Here is a 17,651-nt window from a genome sequence, read left to right as displayed (position 1 = left end):
GAATTGTCACGGTGCCTCGTCCACGGCTTTGAACTCGAGAGGTCAGCCACGAGCCGCCTCCATGATCGCCTCGTCCACGTTCCGTCCGGCCTTCTCGGCCTCGGAGATGGCGAGCAGGACCTTCTTGTAGTCGCGCGGCATGACCTTCACGAACTTGGACACCTGCTGGGCCCAGTCGCTCAGGATGCGTTCCGCGACAGCCGAACCGGTCTCGGTGCGGTGCTGCTCGACGATGTCCTTCAGCGTCTGGACGTCCTCGGCCGAGAGCTGCTCGAGATCGACCAGTTCGGTGTTGAGGTTGGCCTCGAAGGTGTTGTTCGGGTTGTAGATGTACGCGACACCACCGGACATACCCGCGCCGAAGTTGCGGCCGGTCTCGCCGAGGATGACCACCTTGCCACCGGTCATGTACTCGCAGGCGTGGTCGCCCACACCCTCGACCACCGCGGTGGCACCCGAGTTACGGACGCTGAAGCGCTCGCCCGCGACACCGCGGATGAACGCCTGGCCCGAGGTCGCGCCGAACAGGATCACGTTGCCCGCGATGATGTTCTGCTCCGCCACGTACTCGGCGGGCGCGTCGGCCGACGGGCGCACGATGATGCGTCCACCCGAAAGACCCTTGCCCACATAGTCGTTGGCGTCGCCCGCGACCCGCAGGGTGATACCGGCCGGGACGAACGCACCGAACGAGTTACCGGCGGAACCGGTGAACTGGATGTCGATGGTGTTGTCCGGCAGGCCGACTCCGCCGTAGAGCTTGGTGACCTCGTGGCCGAGCATGGTGCCGACCGTGCGGTTCACGTTGGTGATCTTGGTTTCGATCTTGACCGGCTTGCCACGCTCGAGCGCGTCCGCGGCCTCCGCGATGAGCTTGTTGTCCAGGGCCTTGTCCAGCCCGTGGTCCTGGCTCTTGGTCTGGCGACGGTCCTGCATCATGAACGCCGTCTCGACGTCGTCCAGGATCGGCGACAGATCGAGCTTGGCGGCCTTCCAATGCGACTTGGCGGCGGTGGTGTCGAGCAGATCGACGCGGCCGATGGCCTCGTCGAGCGTGCGCAGACCCAGCGAAGCCAGCAGCTCGCGGACCTCTTCGGCGATGTAGAGCATGAAGTTCTCGACGAACTCCGGCTTGCCGGTGAAACGCTCACGCAGAACGGGGTTCTGGGTCGCGACGCCGACCGGGCAGGTGTCGAGGTGGCAGACGCGCATCATGATGCAGCCCGAGACCACCAGCGGAGCGGTCGCGAAACCGTACTCCTCGGCGCCCAGCAGTGCGGCGATCATGACGTCACGGCCGGTCTTCATCTGACCGTCCACCTGCACCACGATGCGGTCGCGCAGGCCGTTGAGCAGCAGGGTCTGCTGGGTCTCGGCGAGGCCGAGCTCCCAGGGGCCGCCCGCGTGCTTGAGCGAGGTCAGCGGCGAGGCACCGGTGCCACCGTCGTGACCCGAGATCAGGACCACGTCGGCGTGCGCCTTGGAGACACCCGCGGCGACGGTGCCGACGCCGGGCTCCGCGACCAGTTTCACGTGAATCCGCGCCTGCGGGTTCGCGTTCTTCAGGTCGTGGATCAGCTGCGCCAGATCCTCGATCGAGTAGATGTCGTGGTGCGGCGGCGGCGAGATCAGGCCGACGCCGGGCGTCGAGTGCCGGACCTCGGCGACCCACGGGTACACCTTGTGAGCCGGAAGCTGGCCGCCCTCACCGGGCTTCGCGCCCTGCGCCATCTTGATCTGGATGTCGGTGCAGTTGGTCAGGTAGTGCGCGGTCACACCGAAGCGACCCGACGCCACCTGCTTGATGGCACTGCGACGCCAGTCGCCGTTCTCCTCCGGCTCGAAGCGCGCCGGGTGCTCGCCGCCCTCACCGGAGTTGGAGCGGCCGCCGAGCCGGTTCATGGCGATGGCCAGGGTCTCGTGGGCCTCGGCCGAGATGGAGCCGTAGCTCATCGCACCGGTCGAGAAGCGCTTCACGATCTCCGCGGCCGACTCGACCTCGTCGATCGAAATCGGGTGGCGGCCTTCGCTCTTGAACTTGAACAGGCCACGCAGCGAGGCCAAGCGCTCCGACTGATCGTCGACGAGCTTGGTGTACTCCTTGAAGACCTTGTACTGGCCCGAGCGGGTGGCGTGCTGCAGCTTGAACACCGTGTCCGGGTTGAACAGGTGGTACTCGCCCTCACGCCGCCACTGGTACTCGCCGCCGATCTCGAGCTCGCGGTGCGCGCGCTCGTTGCGGTTCTCCAGGTACGCGATCCGGTGGCGGGCCGCGACCTCGTCGGCGATGTCGTCGAGGCCGATGCCGTCCAGCGGCGAGCGCAGACCGGTGAAGTACTCGTCGACGAGCTCCTGCGCCAGGCCGACGACCTGGAACAGCTGCGCGCCACGGTAGGAGGCGATGGTGGAGATGCCCATCTTGGACATCACCTTCAGCACACCCTTGCCGGCGGCCTTGTTGTAGTTGTAGACGGCCTTCTTGAAGTCGGCCGCGTGATCGCCGGTGCTGCCCGGCATCTTCAGCGAGCCGCGCTCCAGCATGTCCTCGATGGACTCGAAGGCCATGTAGGGGTTGATGGCAGCCGCGCCGAAGCCGACCAGCATGGCCATGTGGTGCACCTCGCGGGCGTCACCGGCCTCGACGACCAGGCCGACCTTGGTGCGAGTGCGCTCGCGGACCAGGTGGTGGTGCACCGCGGCGGTGAGCAGCAGCGACGGGATCGGGGCGAGCTTCTCGTTCGACTCGCGGTCGGACAGCACGATGATGCGCGCGCCGCCGTCGATCGCGGCCGAAACCTGGCGCTGCACGGCCTCGATGGCCTTGCGCAGCCCCTTGCCGCCCTTCTTCACCGGGTAAAGACCGTGCACGACAACCGAACGCAGCTCGGGACGCGAGCCGTCGTCGTTGATGTGGACCAGCTTGGAGAGCTCGTCGTTGTCCAGGATCGGCTGGGTCAGGGTGATCTGGCGACAGGAGTCCAGGCTCGGGTTCAGCAGGTCGGCCTCCGGGCCCACCATGCTGCGCAGCGAGGTGACGACCTCTTCGCGGATGGCGTCCAGCGGCGGGTTGGTGACCTGCGCGAACAGCTGCGAGAAGTAGTCGAACAGCAGTCGCGGACGCGACGACAGCACCGCGATCGGGGTGTCGGTGCCCATCGAGCCGAGCGCCTCGCCACCGGTCTGCGCCATCGGCGAGATCAGGATGTTGAGCTCTTCGATGGAGTATCCGAAGATCTGCTGCCGGGCCAGCACGCGGTCGTGCGACATGTGCACGTGCGGGCGGTCCTGCAGGTCGCTCAGCTTGACCGGGCCCTCGTCCAGCCACTGCTGGTACGGGAACTCGGCGGCCAGCGAGGACTTGACCTCGTCATCGGAGATGATGCGGCCCTGCTTGGTGTCGACCAGGAACATGTGGCCGGGCTGCAGGCGCTTCTTGTAGACGATCTTGGCCGGGTCGATGTCGAGCACGCCGACCTCGGAGGCCAGCACGACGAGACCGTCGTCGGTGACCCAGATTCGCCCGGGGCGCAGGCCGTTTCGGTCCAGCACCGCGCCGACGACCGTGCCGTCGGTGAAGCACACCGAGGCCGGGCCGTCCCACGGCTCCATCAGGAAGGAGTGGTAGCGGTAGAACGCGCGCTGCTCCGGGGTCATGGACTCGTGGCGCTCCCACGCCTCCGGAATCATCATGAGCACGGCGTGCGGCAGGCTGCGGCCACCGAGGTGCAGCAGTTCCAGCACCTCGTCGAAGCGAGCGGTGTCGGAGGCGCCGGGGGTGCAGACCGGGAAGATCTTCTCCAGGCGGTTGTTGCCCTCGTGGTCGGTGCCGAACACGTTGGAGTTCAGCAGCGCCTCACGCGCGCGCATCCAGTTCTCGTTGCCCGAGACGGTGTTGATCTCACCGTTGTGGGCGACGCGCCGGAAGGGGTGCGCCAGCGGCCACGACGGGAAGGTGTTGGTGGAGAAGCGCGAGTGCACGATGCCGAGCGCGGACTCGACCCGGTCGTCCTGCAGGTCGATGTAGAACGCCCGCAGCTGCGGGGTCGTGAACATGCCCTTGTAGACGAAGGTCTCACCGGACAGCGACGGGAAGTAGACCGACTCCTTGCCGGTGGCACCCTCGCCTGCGCCCGCCTTGCCGAGCTCGTGCTCGATGCGCTTGCGGATGACGTAGGCGCGACGCTCCAGGTCCATGCCGGAGAGCTGCTCGGCACTGTTCTTGGGCGAGGCGATGAAGATCTGCCGGAAGGTCGGCATGGCGTCGCGCGAGAGCGCGCCCAGCGACGATTCGTCGATCGGGACCTCACGCCAGCCGAGGACCTCGAGGCCCTCCTCGCGCACGATCTTCTCGACGCCGTAGCCGGCGCGGGCAGCCTCGCGGCGGGCCTGCGGAAGGAACGCGATACCCGTGGCGTACGAACCTTCGGCGGGAAGCTCGAAGTCGACGACCGCACGGAAGAACTTGTCCGGGAGCTGAATCAGGATGCCCGCACCGTCGCCGGAGTTGGGCTCGGCACCGGCAGCGCCACGGTGCTCCAGGTTCAGCAATGCCGTAATAGCCTTGTCGACGATGTCGCGGCTGCGGCGGCCGTGCATGTCGACGACGAACGCGACACCACAGGAGTCGTGTTCGTTCGCCGGGTCATAGAGCCCGATGGGGCCGCGTCCGTAGCCGGCACCGCCGGTGGGGGACCCGTGGCCAGGAAGTTGCGTCATGCCTCTGCCTTCACAAAAAACAGGCCTTCGAAGAAATAAGGGCCTTCGTCGAACGCCTCCGGTAGGGACTGCGCCCGGACGTTTCGGAGACCAGCTGCGCTGATGGTCACTCCGTGCAGTCAACTTTGCAGTTGTCGACCCGCTTCGATTACCTAGTCGGGTGCTCGGTGGTAACGGAACTCTTACGCTTTCGCCACACACCGCGCCGTTCTCGCCCGCTAGGCTGACACCGATCGGGTGCCTTGGCCATATGGGGAGATCTGCCGAATTGTGTAGTTCGGCGTAAGAGCAAACGATAAGTCAGGACTGGAGCCCAACCAACTTAGGTTGCGCTAATTCCAGCTTCTAGCTGGGCTTCTTCATCGGTCCTCCAACACACGCGCGTTCTCCAGTGTAAAGCAGGGGTGCAGGTGCGTTTCAGTTGAGTTCACCACTGCATCGCACGTGCGCGCGGGTATCGGCCGGAACGTCCAGCGCAGCTCCGGACGGCCTCCCACCTGCAATGAATCAGATTTCCCCACAATGGGATCCGGCAAACCGGGCGTTAGGCGGCTAACTTTCCGGACAAGTTCCGTCGCCGCCGTGGCCGCCGGGGGGACATGGTCAGGCAACCTGCCGACCGTACGGAATTTTTCCTGAATGTGGGATTCAGCACACGTTCAGCAAACCGAAAATCTGCCTTCCGCCCGCGTTTTCGGCCCCGTTCGAGCCGGTCCGCGCGTGATCAACACCACGTCACACGCCGGAAACGTGCCGGTGTGAGGCTGGCCACATCCCAGCCGTCGCGGTCGATGGAACAGCTGTACGCCTGTCACGCTGAGACAACGAATCAGCGACGGTTCAGTTGAGCTAACACGGTGAGAAGCCGAATCACTTGGGACTTAGAGGGATGTGAGCTCCCATGACTGAGAGAACCGCCGGACTCGGAGCGCTGTTGGTGTGGCTGGGCGGGGCGCAGCCGCGGCTCACCGATCCGGACGAACACGGGGGTTATACGGTCACCGGCACGGTGGTTGCGCTGGTCGCGGCCACCGCGGGAGTCGTGACCGCGGTCGCCACCGCCGCCGCGCGCTGGCCTGTCGTCGCCGTGATCTTGGTGGCGCTCATCGCCACGCTGTTGTCGGGAGCCATCTCCCGCGCGCTCGCCACCGCCGCCACCCCGCACCGGCGCGAGAATCGCCGGGCGATAGCCGAATTCGGCGGCCGCATCGCCGTAGCCGTCATCTCCGGCGTCGTCATCGCCGAATTGGCCTGCACCGTACTGTTCTCCGGCACCGTGCACCGGTTGCTCGACGAAACCGCCCAGCGCGCCGTGGAATCCGCGCCCGCCGTGGTCACCGCGCGCACCGAGTCCGATCAGGCCAAGGCCGACCGCGCCACCCTGGACCAGCAGATCACCAAGGCGCAGGGCGATGTCACCACCGCGCTGAAAATCGCGCGCTGCGAATACAACCCGGACCAGGACTGCGCCGGAATCCCCAAGACCGGCGTGCCCGGCCGCGGACCCGAGGAACGCACCGCCAACCAGATGCTCGACGACGCCCGCGCGCAACTCGCCGTGGCGCAGGGCAAGGTGGACGGGCTCGACACCAAGGTCACCCAGAAGGACCAGGCCCTCGCCACCGCCCGCAAGGACGCCTACACCGAGGGTGACCGCGGGCTGGGCGCGCGCTGGGTGGCCATGAACGATTACACGACAGGGCATTTCGGTCCGCTGGCGCTGCGCCTCGCGGTCGCCCTGCTGCTCATCGTGCTCACCCTGCTGCCGCTGCTGCTGCGCTGGTGGCGCGGCGAGACGGCCTTCGACCGCAGCGTCGCGGTCCGCACCAGCACCGATCGCATCGACCAGGCCGCCACCACCGCCATCGCCGTCAAACAGGCGGAGGTGCGGGTGGAGACCGAAAAGCTGCGCGCCGAACAACAACTCACCGCCGCGCGGCTGGCCGCGCACGCCGACACCGCCATCGACCGGGAACGGCAGCGCACCCGCATCATCGCCGCCATCGGCAATTTCGAGATCGGCATCACCGAGCCCGCGCAGCGGGCGGTCGCCGAATTCGACTCCGCCGCCAGACTCGAGCTTCCGGAGGGGACCTTGACCCAGTCGCCCAACCTGCCCGCCCAGTTGACCTCGGGGGCGCTCGCCCCCCTGCCGCCCGCCGGTGCGCTCGCACCGCACGTACCGGCTCCCGCACCGATCGCCGCCCCGGCCCCCGCCCCCACGAACAAGGGTGGCGGCCTGGAACTTCCGATCATCGGCACGGTGCCGTTCACCGATACCGCGGCCCGCTGGATCCGGCCGCTGGTCCCGTCGTTCGTGGCCAATGCCATCGATACCGCGACGCATCCGCTGCGCACCGTGCGGCAGGCGTTCGAGGAGGCCGAGGAGATCACCTTCACGCTGCGCCGCACCCGCAAGGTGACGGTGGATTCCGAGGATTCCGCGCAGCCGCAGCAGCAGGTGTACGGCCAACCGCAGGCATACGGCCAGCCGCAGTACGGCTATCAGTTGCCGCCGGGCTCGCCGCAGCACGTGCATGCGCAGCGCGTCGCCTCCACCGTGGTGGATCAGCCCTACGCCCAGTACCCGTCCTATACCGCGCTCCCCCAGGGCCAGGTGGTCGATCCGAGCTACCCGCTGCCGGCCGCCCCCGACCAGGACGCGCTCGCCGCTCGCCGCAATGCCGAGCTCGGCTACCGCGCTCCCCGCGAACTGCCGCCGGGGACCGGTCGGTAGCCACTGCCCGAAACGCACTGTGGCCCGGATTGTTTCACGTTGAACACGGAAACAACCCGGGCCACAGCTCTATTCGAGGCCGGTGGTCGGCGTCGAGAAGGATCAGGCGATGGTCCACTGCCCGGTGTGGTCGGACCAGCCGCTGTCCAGGCCGAACTGGACCTTGGTGATCTGCGAGTCGGCCGGCACCTGGAACACGATGTAACCGGTCGACAGGTCGCCGGGCGCGATGTCGACGATGGTCGGGAAGTCCGGACCGGCGGTGGTGTCGGTGTAGGTAGTGGTGGACGCGAACGTCTGGCCCGTGGCGTCGACGACCTTCGCGCTGTTGCTGGGCGCGTCGTTGTATCCCTTGGTGCCGGAGTTCTTGATCTGGAACTGCACGGCGAAGTAGCGCTTGCCGGCGGGCACCGCGTCGACATCGTCGGTGGCGTTCGGGCCGTCGACCACCTTCAGCACGGTGACATCGGCCTTCGCGCCGTTGTCGATGCCCTTGAGGGTGAGCGTGTCACCGACCTTCGCGGGCGCATTCTGCGAGGCGGCCGGGCCCGCGCCGTTGGCCTTGGTCTCGACGGTGTTGGCGGCGCTGGGCCCACACGCGGTGAGCGCCAGCGAGACCGCCACCGCACCGAGCACGGCGACCGACGCACGACGAACGAGCTTCATGAAAGGGTTCCTCCCCAGAGAGATCACGGCGAGCCAGCGGCGCGCCGAATCGGCAAGTTATCAGTGATATCTCGGGGACTCGTCGTCGAAATAACAGTCTGTATCGGTCGCCGTATCAGTCGTTCAGTCGATCTTGTTCCTGTTCTTGCGGCCTGCCGCCCGATACGCGATGACCGCGGTCAGCAGCAGGATGGCCGCCGTCGAGGTGGCCGCCAGGTGGATACCGCTGACGAAGGCGGTGTGCGCCGAATTCAGCAGTTCACCGGCCGCGGGTTGCGGTAGCGCACGGGCGGTTTCGATGGCGCCGCCCAGTGATTCGCGGGCCGCGTCGGCGTGCACCGACGGGACGTGCGACAGGTCCAGGCCGCGGCGGAAGGCCGCCATCACGGCACTGCCCAGCACCGCGACACCCAGGGCGATACCCATCTCCATGGCCGTTTCCGAAATGGCGGCGGCATTGCCCGCGCGGGCCTCCGGCGCGGTGCTCACGATCATGTCGGACGACACCGTCAGCGCCACACCCTCACCCAGGCCGATCAGCAGGAAGCCCACGATGAACGGGGTCACCGAGCCCTGCGGATCGGTGGGCAGCAACCAGTACAGGCTCGCGCCCAGGGCGACGGTCACCAGCGAACCCGCCAATACCGTTGCCGGACGCCACCATCGGACCAGCCAGGCCGCCGCGAGGGCACCCAGCATGGAGCCGACGGTGCCCGGGATCAGCAGCAGACCGGCCTCCAACGGAGACTTGCCCAGCACCAACTGCAGGTACTGCGAGCCGAAGAACAGCACTCCGGCCAGCGCGAACACCGACAGCAGATTGGTGAACACGGCGGCCCGGAAGGCTGGCAGCCGGAACAGGCCCAGGTCGATCAGCGGGGCGGCGAGCCCGCGCTGGCGACGCACGAACACCACACCGGACACGATGCCGATCGCGGCGATGAACACCAGGTTCAGGCTCGCGCCGTGGGCGGCGAATTCCTTGACCGCGTAGACGATCGGGATCAGGGCCGCCATCGACAGCCCGGCGCTGATCAGGTCGAAGCGACCCGGGTTGGGGTCCTTCGACTCCGGCACCAGGACCGGGGCCAGCACCACCAGCAGCGCCATGACCGGCAGGTTCACCAAAAACACCGAGCCCCACCAGAAGTGCTCGAGCATCCAGCCGCCGAGCAGCGGGCCGAAGGCGGCGCCGGAGGCGGCCATCGCGCCCCAGACCGAGATGGCGAGGGTGCGCTGGCGGGCGTCGGCGAACATGGTGCGGATCAGGCCGAGGGTCGCGGGCATCAGGGTGGCGCCGGCGAGGCCCTGCAGAACGCGTGCGGCGATGAGCATTTCGGGGTTGATCGCCCAGGCGGCGAGTGCCGAGGCCGCGGCGAAGCCGACCGCGCCGATGAGCAGCAGGCGGCGGCGGCCGATGCGGTCGCCGAGGGTGCCCATGGTGACCAGCAGGCCGGCCAGCACGAACGAGTAGACGTCGATGATCCAGAGCAGCTGCGGGGTGGTGGGCGCCAGGTCGGCGGTGATGGAGGGGACCGCGAGGTCGAGCACGGTCGCGTCGACGGCGATCAGCAGCAACGCGAGCGCGAGAACACCGAGCCCGGCCCAATCACGGGGCCGGGCCTTCGGTGGCGTGGCGGTGAGGTGCCGGTCGGTGGTCACGGGAGTTCCGGATCGAGCGGTCGGTTTGGTGGTCATCGGCTTTCTCTTTCGGAGTTATGAACCGTCCAGACGGTGCAGTAGTAGTCTGAACCGTCCAGACGGTACAGTCAAGCCTCGTGACCACCCGCGACCCCGCCGGGACCCGTGACCGGATCCTCGACGCCCTCGAATCCCTGCTGCTCGACCGGGGTATGTCCCAGGTGACCCTGGAGAACGTGGCCGCCACCGCCGGCGTCTCCAAGGGCGGACTGCTCTATCACTTCAAGAGCAAGGACGCCCTGCTGGCCGGACTGCTGCGCCGGGTCGGCGACCGCACGGACCGGCAGGTACAGGCCGCCGTGGACCAGGGCCGCTCGGTCGCCGAGTGGTACCTGCAGGCCCCGCACCCCGACGACGAGACCGACGCCGTCGAACTCGCCCTGTATCGCTCGATGCTGGCCGCCATGCGAACCATCGAGGCGCCCACCGACGGCGGCCCGGCCGAGACCGACCGCGCCCTCACCGAGGTGATGCGGTCCTGGAAGACGGCCCTGGACAACGAGATCGACGATCCGGTCCGCGCGGAGATCGTGGGCCTGGTCGGCGACGGCGTCTACCTGCGCGCTCTGCTCGGCCTGCCGCCGATCGAACCCGGCCTGTACCGCCAGGTCGTGGCGCGACTCTTATCGGGCGACCGATAGCACCTGTCCGGATAGACTCGGGCCCGTGTTGCCGACCGCTGCCGACTCTGTCGGTTCGCCGACCGGCTCGGTGGGGGGACCGACTTCTACCGAACCGGTCGTTGTGCCGATTCGCCCGATGCAGTTCCGTGAACTGCTGGATCTGCCGTTCGCCCTGATCCAGGCCCGGATCAAGACCTTGGCGCCGTTGCTCAGCGTGGCGATCGCCGTGGCCGCCGGGCTGGCCGTCGCGGGCACCGCGCTGGCCGCCCTGCTCACCGGTGACTCCGACAGCGGCACCTTCTGGAGCGGTCTGGTGGTGACCCTGCTGTGCGCGTGGCTGCTGCGCGGGTTCGTGCGCTGGGTGACCGTGCCGATCGGACTCGCGGTCGTCTACCGGCGGCCGTTGAGCCGGCGCGCCGCCCTCGGGCAGGCCACCGGCAAAGCCGGTCCGCTGCTGGCCTATCAGGTGATGTACACGCTCATCGGGATCGGTGTGCTGCTGCTCGGCGCTCCCCTGCTCTTCACGGTCCCGTTCGCGGTGATCTGGCTGGCCTGGCTGCGCGCGCGGCGCGCCACCCTGGTGCCCACCGTCTTCGATCGATCCCTCGGCTACGGCGACGCCGCCCGGCGCGCGAAACTGCTTGCGAGCGGGACGGAATGGCCGCTGGTCGGCCTGTGGCTGTATCTGCGCACCCTACTGGTGGTGCTGCTGGTGCCGCTGTTCGCGCTGTGGCAGTTCATCACCCAGTTCTCCGGCACCCACCGCTGGACGGTGACGGTGCTGCTCATCGTGGTGGCCCTGCTGGTGGTGGCGTTCGGGGAACTGGTGGAATCGGCCACGCAGGTGGTCGTCTACGTCGATCGGCGCTGCCGCCGCGAGGCCTGGGACATTCCGGTACCGGCGGTGAGCGGCCGATGACCGATACCGAACGGATCCCGGTACCGCCCGAACCGGCCCTGGGCCCGGCCGCCACGCACCTTGCCGCGGCCGAGGATGCCGCGCGCCGTGGGGATTTCGGCTCGGCCCTGCGGGAGCGCTATCGCGCCGTCACCCGTGGCCTGGAGCAGCGCGGCGTGCTCGCGGAGGAGCGGGCGCGCACGGCGCGGGAGACCGCCGACGCCGCCACCACCGCCGTGCCGGACGCGATCGAACTACCCTCGGCCGCACACAGTTTCGACGAGGTGGTGTACGGCGGGCGCTACGGCACCGAGGCCGAGTATCGGCGGCTCGAGCAGGCCGACCGGTATTCACTCGCGCCGCCGCCCAAGGCCGGGCCGGTGGAGCTCACCGAGCAGCGCCGGGTCCGCAAGACCAAGGCCGTCAAGGCGAAGAAAGCCCGGGAGCGGACCGAACGGGAAGTGCCGCAGCTGCTGCGGGATTGGCGGTTCTGGGCGGCCGTGGCCGCCGTCATCGGCATCGGGCTGCTGATCTTCGTGCTGACCCATCTCGGGGCCCCGCCGTCCTTGCCGGATCTGCCGCCGACGAACCCGCCCAGCCCGCCGCCGAAGCCGCCGAAGGTATCGACGCCGGACTTCGGCGCGGGCAGCGACTCGATCTTCCAGACCATGCCGCACTGGCTGGCCTTCGGCGGACTGCAATTCCTGATCGCCTGGGCCACCGTGCTGTGGTGGCGTGGTCGCCGGCGGGGCGCGATCGTGCGCGAACCGCTGCCGGTGGAGGCCCCGGCCCACGAACTGCTCGCGGGACAGGCCGGGCTGTACCGGAAATCCCGCGATCCCGAACATGTGGCCACCAAACTTCGGGCGGCGGCGCTGCGGCGGCTGCGGCCCGCGCTCGGCGTCACCGCCGAGACCCCGGCGGAGCTGGTGATCGCGGCGGTGAGCGCCCGCACCCACACGGACCCGGCCGTGGTCCGGGCCGCCCTGTACGACCCGGTCGCGGATCAGGGCACCTTGGAACTCGTGGCCGCACAACTCGAATGGATCGAAGCGGAGGTCTTGTGACCGATCTGACCCAGAACACCGATCTCACCAAGAAGATCGAGGACGGCAACCATGCGCCCGCCGTGGTGAACGGACCGACCGCGGTGGACGGACCGACGGCGCAGGACGCGCAACAGGCGTTGCTGGCGTTGCGCGCCGAGATCGGCAAGGCGGTCGTCGGCAACGACCACGCCGTCATGTTCCTGGTGCTGGCGTTGCTGTGCCGCGGCCACGTGCTGCTGGAAGGCGTTCCGGGCGTGGCCAAGACGCTGCTGGTGCGGGCGCTGGCCATGGCGCTGGATCTGGAGCACTCCCGCATCCAGTTCACCCCGGACCTGATGCCGGGCGATGTCACCGGCTCGCAGATCTACGACCCGCATTCGGCCGAGTTCACCTTCCGCCGCGGCCCGGTGTTCACCAATCTGCTGCTGGCCGACGAGATCAACCGCACGCCCCCGAAGACACAGTCGGCGCTGCTGGAATCGATGGAGGAGCGCCAGGTTTCGGTGGACGGCGTACCGCAGCCGCTGCCGGATCCGTTCGTGGTGGTCGCCACCCAGAACCCGATCGAGCAGGAGGGCACCTACCCGCTGCCGGAGGCGCAGCTGGACCGGTTCCTGTTCAAGGTGGACGTCCAATTGCCCGGGCGCGACGACGAATTCCGCATCCTGCAGCGGCACGCCGCCGGATTCGACCCGCGCGACCTGAACGCGGCCGGACTGCGCCCGGTCGCCAACGCCGCGCACATCGCCGCCGCGCGCGCCGCGGTCGCGCAGGTGGCCATCAGCCCCGAGGTGCTGGCGTACACGGTCGACATCTGCCGGGCCACCCGCACCTCCCCCGCCGTCGCGCACGGCGCGTCCACCCGTGGCGCGACCGCGCTGATGGCGGCCGCGCGGGCCTTCGCGTGGCTCAACGGTCGCGCCTACGTCACACCCGACGATGTGAAAGCCGTTGCGACGGCGGTGCTCCGGCACCGGCTGCATCTGCGGCCCGAGCACGAGGTGGAGGGCGTCACCGCCGAGGGCGTCATGGCCTCGCTGCTGATGTCCGTCCCCGTCCCGGTCTAGCCGGTGATCGTCACCGGCCGGCTGGCCGCGGCGGCCGTGCTCGCGGCCCTGTTCGTCGCCGTCGTGCTGCCGTCCTGGATCGGCGTGCTGATCGCGACCCTAGTGCTGTTCGTGCTCATCGCCGTCGACCTGCTCGCACTGGGTTCGCCCGGCGCGCTGGAGTTCTCCCGGGACCCGATCACCACGGTGCGCACCGGACGCAGCATCGAGGTGGAACTGGCCGTGCTCAATGCCGGTACCCGGCCGCTGCGCGGGACGCTGTGGGACGACTGGCCGCCGAGCGCGCATGCCCGGCACCGCACCCATGCCCTGAACCTGCCGCCCAACACCAGGATTCGCCTGCACACCGAGCTGACCCCGGAATATCACGGCGACCGGACCGCCGGGCCGGTGACGGTGCGCCTGCTGGGCCCGCTGGGCGTGGCCGGACGCCAGGTGCGCCGCGACGTCCCCGCCCGGCTGCGCGCCCTGCCGCCGTTCCGCAGCGAACGACTGCTGGCCTCGAAGGTGAAGCAGCTGCAACATCTGGAAGGCCGCAACACCACCACGATTCGCGGGCAGGGCACCGAATTCGATTCCTTCCGTGAATATGTGGCGGGCGACGATGTCCGCACCATCGACTGGCGCGCCACCGCGCGCGCCAATGACGTCCTGGTGCGCACCTGGCGGCCGGAACGCAATCGGCACGTGGTCATGCTGCTCGACACCGGCCGGGTGAGCGCGGGGCGCGTCGGTTCCGGCACCCGGCTGGACGCCACCATCGAGGCGGCACTGCTGCTGGGCGGGCTGGCCGCCTCCGGCGGCGACTCGGTGGATCTGCTGGCCTACGACCGCCGCGTGCGCACCGAGGTGCGCGGCGTCGGCGGAAAACGCCTGCAGGTCAAGCTCATGCACGCGCTGGCCGGGCTCACCCCCGAACTGGTCGACACCGACTATCAAGGCGTCCTGCGGGCCACATTGCAGCGCGCCCGCCGCCGCAGCCTGGTGGTCTGGTTCACCCATCTCGACGCCGCCACCGTGCAGGAGGGCCTGCTGCCGGTGCTGCCCGTGCTGGCCGACCGCCACCGGGTGCTGGTCGTGTCGGTGACCGATCCGGAGGTGGCCGCCGCCGCGAGCCGCCGCAGCGGCCTGGACGACCTCTACGCCGCGGCCGCCGCCGAGAATGTCATCGCCGAGCACGCGGTGGCCCGGGAAACCCTGCGCCGCATGGGTGTCCGCGTCATCGCGGCCGCGCCCGACCAACTGCCGGAGGCGCTGGCGGACGAATACCTGGAGCTCAAGCAGACCGGAGCGCTGTAGCGGTTACGCGGCCGGGCGAGCGGGCTGCGCCGCCGGGTGCCGGGAGAACAGTCCGGGGGGCGGCGGCGGAATTGCCCGCCGCTGCCGCTCAGCCAGTACCGCACCCAGAATGTGCAGCGGCGGATAGCCGTTCGGCGGTGGCGTGCGCAGTTTCTCGCACACCGCGAGCACCAGCGCCCGCCCCAGCTGATCCTGGACCTCCGGGGTGAGGGTCCGCGAGCGCAACAGGTACTTGCGCATGGACAGCACCAGATCGTCCGGGAGACCGGACAGGTCGAGCGGCCGGGCCCAGCCGATCAGCCACGGCGGCGGCGCGGCCAGTTGCGCGAAGGGCAGCCGGCTGCGGTCGTGCACCACCACGGTGCCCGCCAGCGCGTCACCGATCCGGCGGCCCTGCGGCGAGCACAGCGACACCACGACGGCGATCAGCCCGGTGCCCAGCACCCAGAAGTCCACGATGCCCGCCAGTCCGCGCGTCACCGCGTGCCGGAAGTCGATGGGCCCGCCGTCGGCGCGCACCACCCGCAGCCCGACCGCCATCTTGCCCAGCGAACGCCCCCGCGAAAACGTCTCGAACAGCACCGGATACCCGATCATGGCGCTCACCATGCCGACCAGCGCCGCGGCGTCACGCCACGCGGAATCCGCGTCCATCCACGCCAGCACCGCCTCGAACAGCAGGATCAGCACTATTCCGACGAAGATCTGCACAATGAGGTCGAGCAGGAAGGCTGCGGCCCGGGTGGGAACCCGGGCGATCGGAAGCTCTACGGCAACAGCCTCGCCGGTGGTGAAAAGTGCCATGAGGGTCGTCTTCCTCCGCCGGGTGTGATCGCGATGGATAGCATTCTGTCAGCGTTAGCGCAGGAGGGGTACTCATGGATCTGGACGCCTATACCTTCGTGCACCGGCCGTCCTGGGATCGGCTCGATCAGTTGGCCTCCCGGCGAAAGCGGCTCAGTGGCACCGAAGCCGACGAATTGGTCCGGTTGTACCGCGTCGCATCGCAACAGCTGGCCCGGTTGCAGACCCGGGAGGCGGATCCGGAACTCATCGCCGGGCTTTCGGCGGTCCTGACCCGGGCGCGGGGACGCATACTGAGCGCCCGCATCGACACCCTGCGTGAGATCGGCTACTTCTTCAGCCATCGTTTCCCCGCCGCGGTCTACCGGGCCTGGCCCTGGTGGGTGTCGGTGGCGACGCTCTTCCTGCTCGGCTCGGCGGCGCTCGCGGCGTGGGTGGCCAATTCCGAGGCCGCCCGGCGGCATCTCGGGTTGGACACCGATACAGATGCCTTGACGCGTTCCGGTGGCGAATTCGAGACCTACTACTACGAGCATCCGCACGATGCCTTCGCCGCGAAGGTGTGGACCAACAACGCGTGGGTGTCGGCCCTGGCGTTGTTCCTCGGGGTGCTGATCCTGCCGGCCGTCTACCTGCTGTTCATGAATGCGCTGAACCTGGGGATCAGTGCGGGGCTGATGGCCGAGGCGGGGCGGCTGGGCCCGTTCTTCGGCTGGATCCTGCCGCACGGAATGCTGGAGCTCACCGCCATTTTCGTGGCGGGCGGGGCCGGTCTGAAGCTGGGTTGGACCCTGATCGATCCGGGCCGCGAGAGCCGGCCGCAGGCGATGGCGCGGCAGGGTCGGGCGACGGCCGTGATCGCGCTCGGATTGGTGGGTGTGCTGCTGGTTTCGGGCTGCCTGGAGGGCTTCGTGACGCCCAGTGGGCTGCCCACCGCATTGCGGGTGGGGATCGGGGCGCTGGCCGAACTCGGGTTCCTGGCCTATGTGTTCGGCCGGGGCAGGGTGGCGGTCCGCGAGCAGGAGGCGGGGATCGACCCGGAGCACATCACGGGCTATTCGATCGAGAAGGGTCCGGAACCGGTTGTGGGAGTGGCGACTTCGTAGTCGCGAACCAGTCGGAATTGATTTCCACTGGCCGCAGCGAGTCCGGCTCAGCTGCGGCCAGCGTTGCCGATGACTCTACACAATCGTTATGGCTACGCAACCTCCGACTTGCCCGCCGGGCGTATAACTCGACCAGGCGAAATGCCCGGTCTCAGTGGGGAACCCGACAAGATCGCTAATTCCCGGCATCCGCTTTGCGGATGGTCTGCGGAGGGCTCCGAAACTATCCCCGCGGTCGCCTTTATGAACCCGTTTCAACCCCTTGCACGCGATGTGTTTCGAACCCCGCCGGAGAGTTTGCGAAAACCGTGTAATTTTTCCGCTAACCATCGGTTCAACCCACGTTAAGCTGGCGTTTCGTCCCAGCTCAGCCCGATTGCCCGCCGGTCGCCGGAAGTCAAACAAACCCAGAGTTTGTTTACCCGCGACTTAGCTAAATGATCATCAGGCAATGCCGGTCAGTAATCGGGCGCATACCCCAGACGTCATCACCCGGCAAACGATTTACGGCCCCGGGAACACCCCGAAACGCCCGCCGGCAACGCCCCCGCCAGGTCACCCCGACCAGGGCATGCGATCTTCGTCACATCCACTGTGACCTGGGACTTTCCGAGTCTCACCGAGCGAGGGCTCACATCGCGAGGATGCGGTCGCGGACACCTGTGACACCACACGCACCCGGACAAAGAAGAAGGCCCCCGATCCGATGTGGATCGAGGGCCTTCCTCTTCAAGTGGGCGAGGGGGGACTTGAACCCCCACGTCCTTACGGACACTGGCACCTGAAGCCAGCGCGTCTGCCATTCCGCCACTCGCCCGAGCGACGAGAAGAAACGTATCACGAGGTTTGCGCCAAAAAGAAATCGCCTGGTTACCGGGGGTTCGAACGCGAAGCTACCCCGTCACGTAGACACGGGAACCCAGGGTTGCCGCCAAGAGTTACAGGTGTGGACGATCGTGGATATCATGCAATCAACGTGTCCCTG

The 17,651-nt window shown here is 68.3% G+C and carries 11 protein-coding genes and 1 tRNA gene; 7 read left to right on the top strand and 5 right to left on the bottom strand.

Annotated features, from left to right (window positions below; all coding sequences use genetic code 11):
• Positions 1 to 42: 42 nt before the first annotated feature.
• A complete protein-coding gene (gltB, locus tag ACFXHA_RS21325) occupies positions 43 to 4,716 on the bottom strand; it encodes a glutamate synthase large subunit (RefSeq protein WP_379359240.1) in 4,674 nt (1,557 codons plus the stop codon).
• A 901-nt stretch (positions 4,717 to 5,617) separates the two neighbouring features.
• On the opposite strand from gltB, the gene ACFXHA_RS21320 reads away from it, so the two are divergent.
• On the top strand, positions 5,618 to 7,453 hold the full coding sequence (locus ACFXHA_RS21320) for a DUF4407 domain-containing protein (RefSeq protein WP_379359238.1): 1,836 nt from the start codon (positions 5,618 to 5,620) through the stop codon (positions 7,451 to 7,453).
• Positions 7,454 to 7,555: 102 nt separating this feature from the next.
• On the opposite strand, the gene ACFXHA_RS21315 is transcribed toward ACFXHA_RS21320, so the two are convergent.
• The gene (locus ACFXHA_RS21315; RefSeq protein ID WP_379359236.1) at positions 7,556 to 8,119 is read right to left on the bottom strand and encodes a DUF4352 domain-containing protein; all 564 of its coding nucleotides are present in this window, start codon (positions 8,117 to 8,119) and stop codon (positions 7,556 to 7,558) included.
• A gap of 123 nt (positions 8,120 to 8,242) precedes the next feature.
• Positions 8,243 to 9,817 (bottom strand): MFS transporter, encoded by a 1,575-nt coding sequence (locus tag ACFXHA_RS21310; protein ID WP_379359234.1) that lies wholly within the window; start codon positions 9,815 to 9,817, stop codon positions 8,243 to 8,245.
• An 80-nt stretch (positions 9,818 to 9,897) separates the two neighbouring features.
• Between ACFXHA_RS21310 and ACFXHA_RS21305 the strand changes: the two genes are divergently transcribed.
• The 5 genes from ACFXHA_RS21305 (at position 9,898) to ACFXHA_RS21285 (ending at position 14,756) form a co-directional block, all read left to right on the top strand.
• Positions 9,898 to 10,461 (top strand): TetR/AcrR family transcriptional regulator, encoded by a 564-nt coding sequence (locus ACFXHA_RS21305; protein WP_379359232.1) that lies wholly within the window; start codon positions 9,898 to 9,900, stop codon positions 10,459 to 10,461.
• Positions 10,462 to 10,579: 118 nt separating this feature from the next.
• Entirely contained in the window at positions 10,580 to 11,362 is a 783-nt protein-coding gene (locus tag ACFXHA_RS21300; RefSeq protein ID WP_379359230.1) for a hypothetical protein, read from the top strand.
• Entirely contained in the window at positions 11,359 to 12,408 is a 1,050-nt protein-coding gene (locus tag ACFXHA_RS21295; RefSeq protein WP_379359228.1) for a DUF4129 domain-containing protein, read from the top strand. The genes ACFXHA_RS21300 and ACFXHA_RS21295 overlap by 4 nt, the downstream gene beginning before the upstream one ends.
• Positions 12,409 to 12,473: 65 nt before the next feature.
• Positions 12,474 to 13,457 (top strand): AAA family ATPase, encoded by a 984-nt coding sequence (locus ACFXHA_RS21290; RefSeq protein ID WP_379359634.1) that lies wholly within the window; start codon positions 12,474 to 12,476, stop codon positions 13,455 to 13,457.
• Positions 13,458 to 13,460: 3 nt separating this feature from the next.
• On the top strand, positions 13,461 to 14,756 hold the full coding sequence (locus ACFXHA_RS21285; RefSeq protein ID WP_379359226.1) for a DUF58 domain-containing protein: 1,296 nt from the start codon (positions 13,461 to 13,463) through the stop codon (positions 14,754 to 14,756).
• Between the two features lie 3 nt (positions 14,757 to 14,759).
• On the opposite strand, the gene ACFXHA_RS21280 is transcribed toward ACFXHA_RS21285, so the two are convergent.
• Positions 14,760 to 15,560, bottom strand: coding sequence for an RDD family protein (locus ACFXHA_RS21280; protein WP_379359224.1), 801 nt, complete (start codon positions 15,558 to 15,560; stop codon positions 14,760 to 14,762).
• 74 nt (positions 15,561 to 15,634) lie between these two features.
• On the opposite strand from ACFXHA_RS21280, the gene ACFXHA_RS21275 reads away from it, so the two are divergent.
• Entirely contained in the window at positions 15,635 to 16,666 is a 1,032-nt protein-coding gene (locus ACFXHA_RS21275) for a stage II sporulation protein M (RefSeq protein ID WP_379359222.1), read from the top strand.
• A gap of 734 nt (positions 16,667 to 17,400) precedes the next feature.
• On the opposite strand, the gene ACFXHA_RS21270 is transcribed toward ACFXHA_RS21275, so the two are convergent.
• Positions 17,401 to 17,483 (bottom strand) — tRNA-Leu (locus ACFXHA_RS21270).
• Positions 17,484 to 17,651: the final 168 nt, after the last annotated feature.

It is taken from the genome of Nocardia sp. NPDC059240 (assembly GCF_042753865.1).
Taxonomy (GTDB): domain Bacteria; phylum Actinomycetota; class Actinomycetes; order Mycobacteriales; family Mycobacteriaceae; genus Nocardia.
Note: the sequence above shows the minus strand (reverse complement) of the source record. Positions and strands in the feature narration are given on the sequence as shown.

Bases quoted from the DNA above. Each gene is read 5' to 3' on its own strand.
- ACFXHA_RS21315 (WP_379359236.1), bottom strand. From the start codon at position 8,119: ATGAAGCTCGTTCGTCGTGCGTCGGTCGCCGTGCTCGGTGCGGTGGCG.
- ACFXHA_RS21320 (WP_379359238.1), top strand. From the start codon at position 5,618: ATGACTGAGAGAACCGCCGGACTCGGAGCGCTGTTGGTGTGGCTGGGC.
- ACFXHA_RS21280 (WP_379359224.1), bottom strand. From the start codon at position 15,560: ATGGCACTTTTCACCACCGGCGAGGCTGTTGCCGTAGAGCTTCCGATC.
- ACFXHA_RS21275 (WP_379359222.1), top strand. From the start codon at position 15,635: ATGGATCTGGACGCCTATACCTTCGTGCACCGGCCGTCCTGGGATCGG.
- ACFXHA_RS21310 (WP_379359234.1), bottom strand. From the start codon at position 9,817: ATGACCACCAAACCGACCGCTCGATCCGGAACTCCCGTGACCACCGAC.
- ACFXHA_RS21295 (WP_379359228.1), top strand. From the start codon at position 11,359: ATGACCGATACCGAACGGATCCCGGTACCGCCCGAACCGGCCCTGGGC.
- gltB (WP_379359240.1), bottom strand. From the start codon at position 4,716: ATGACGCAACTTCCTGGCCACGGGTCCCCCACCGGCGGTGCCGGCTAC.
- ACFXHA_RS21300 (WP_379359230.1), top strand. From the start codon at position 10,580: ATGCAGTTCCGTGAACTGCTGGATCTGCCGTTCGCCCTGATCCAGGCC.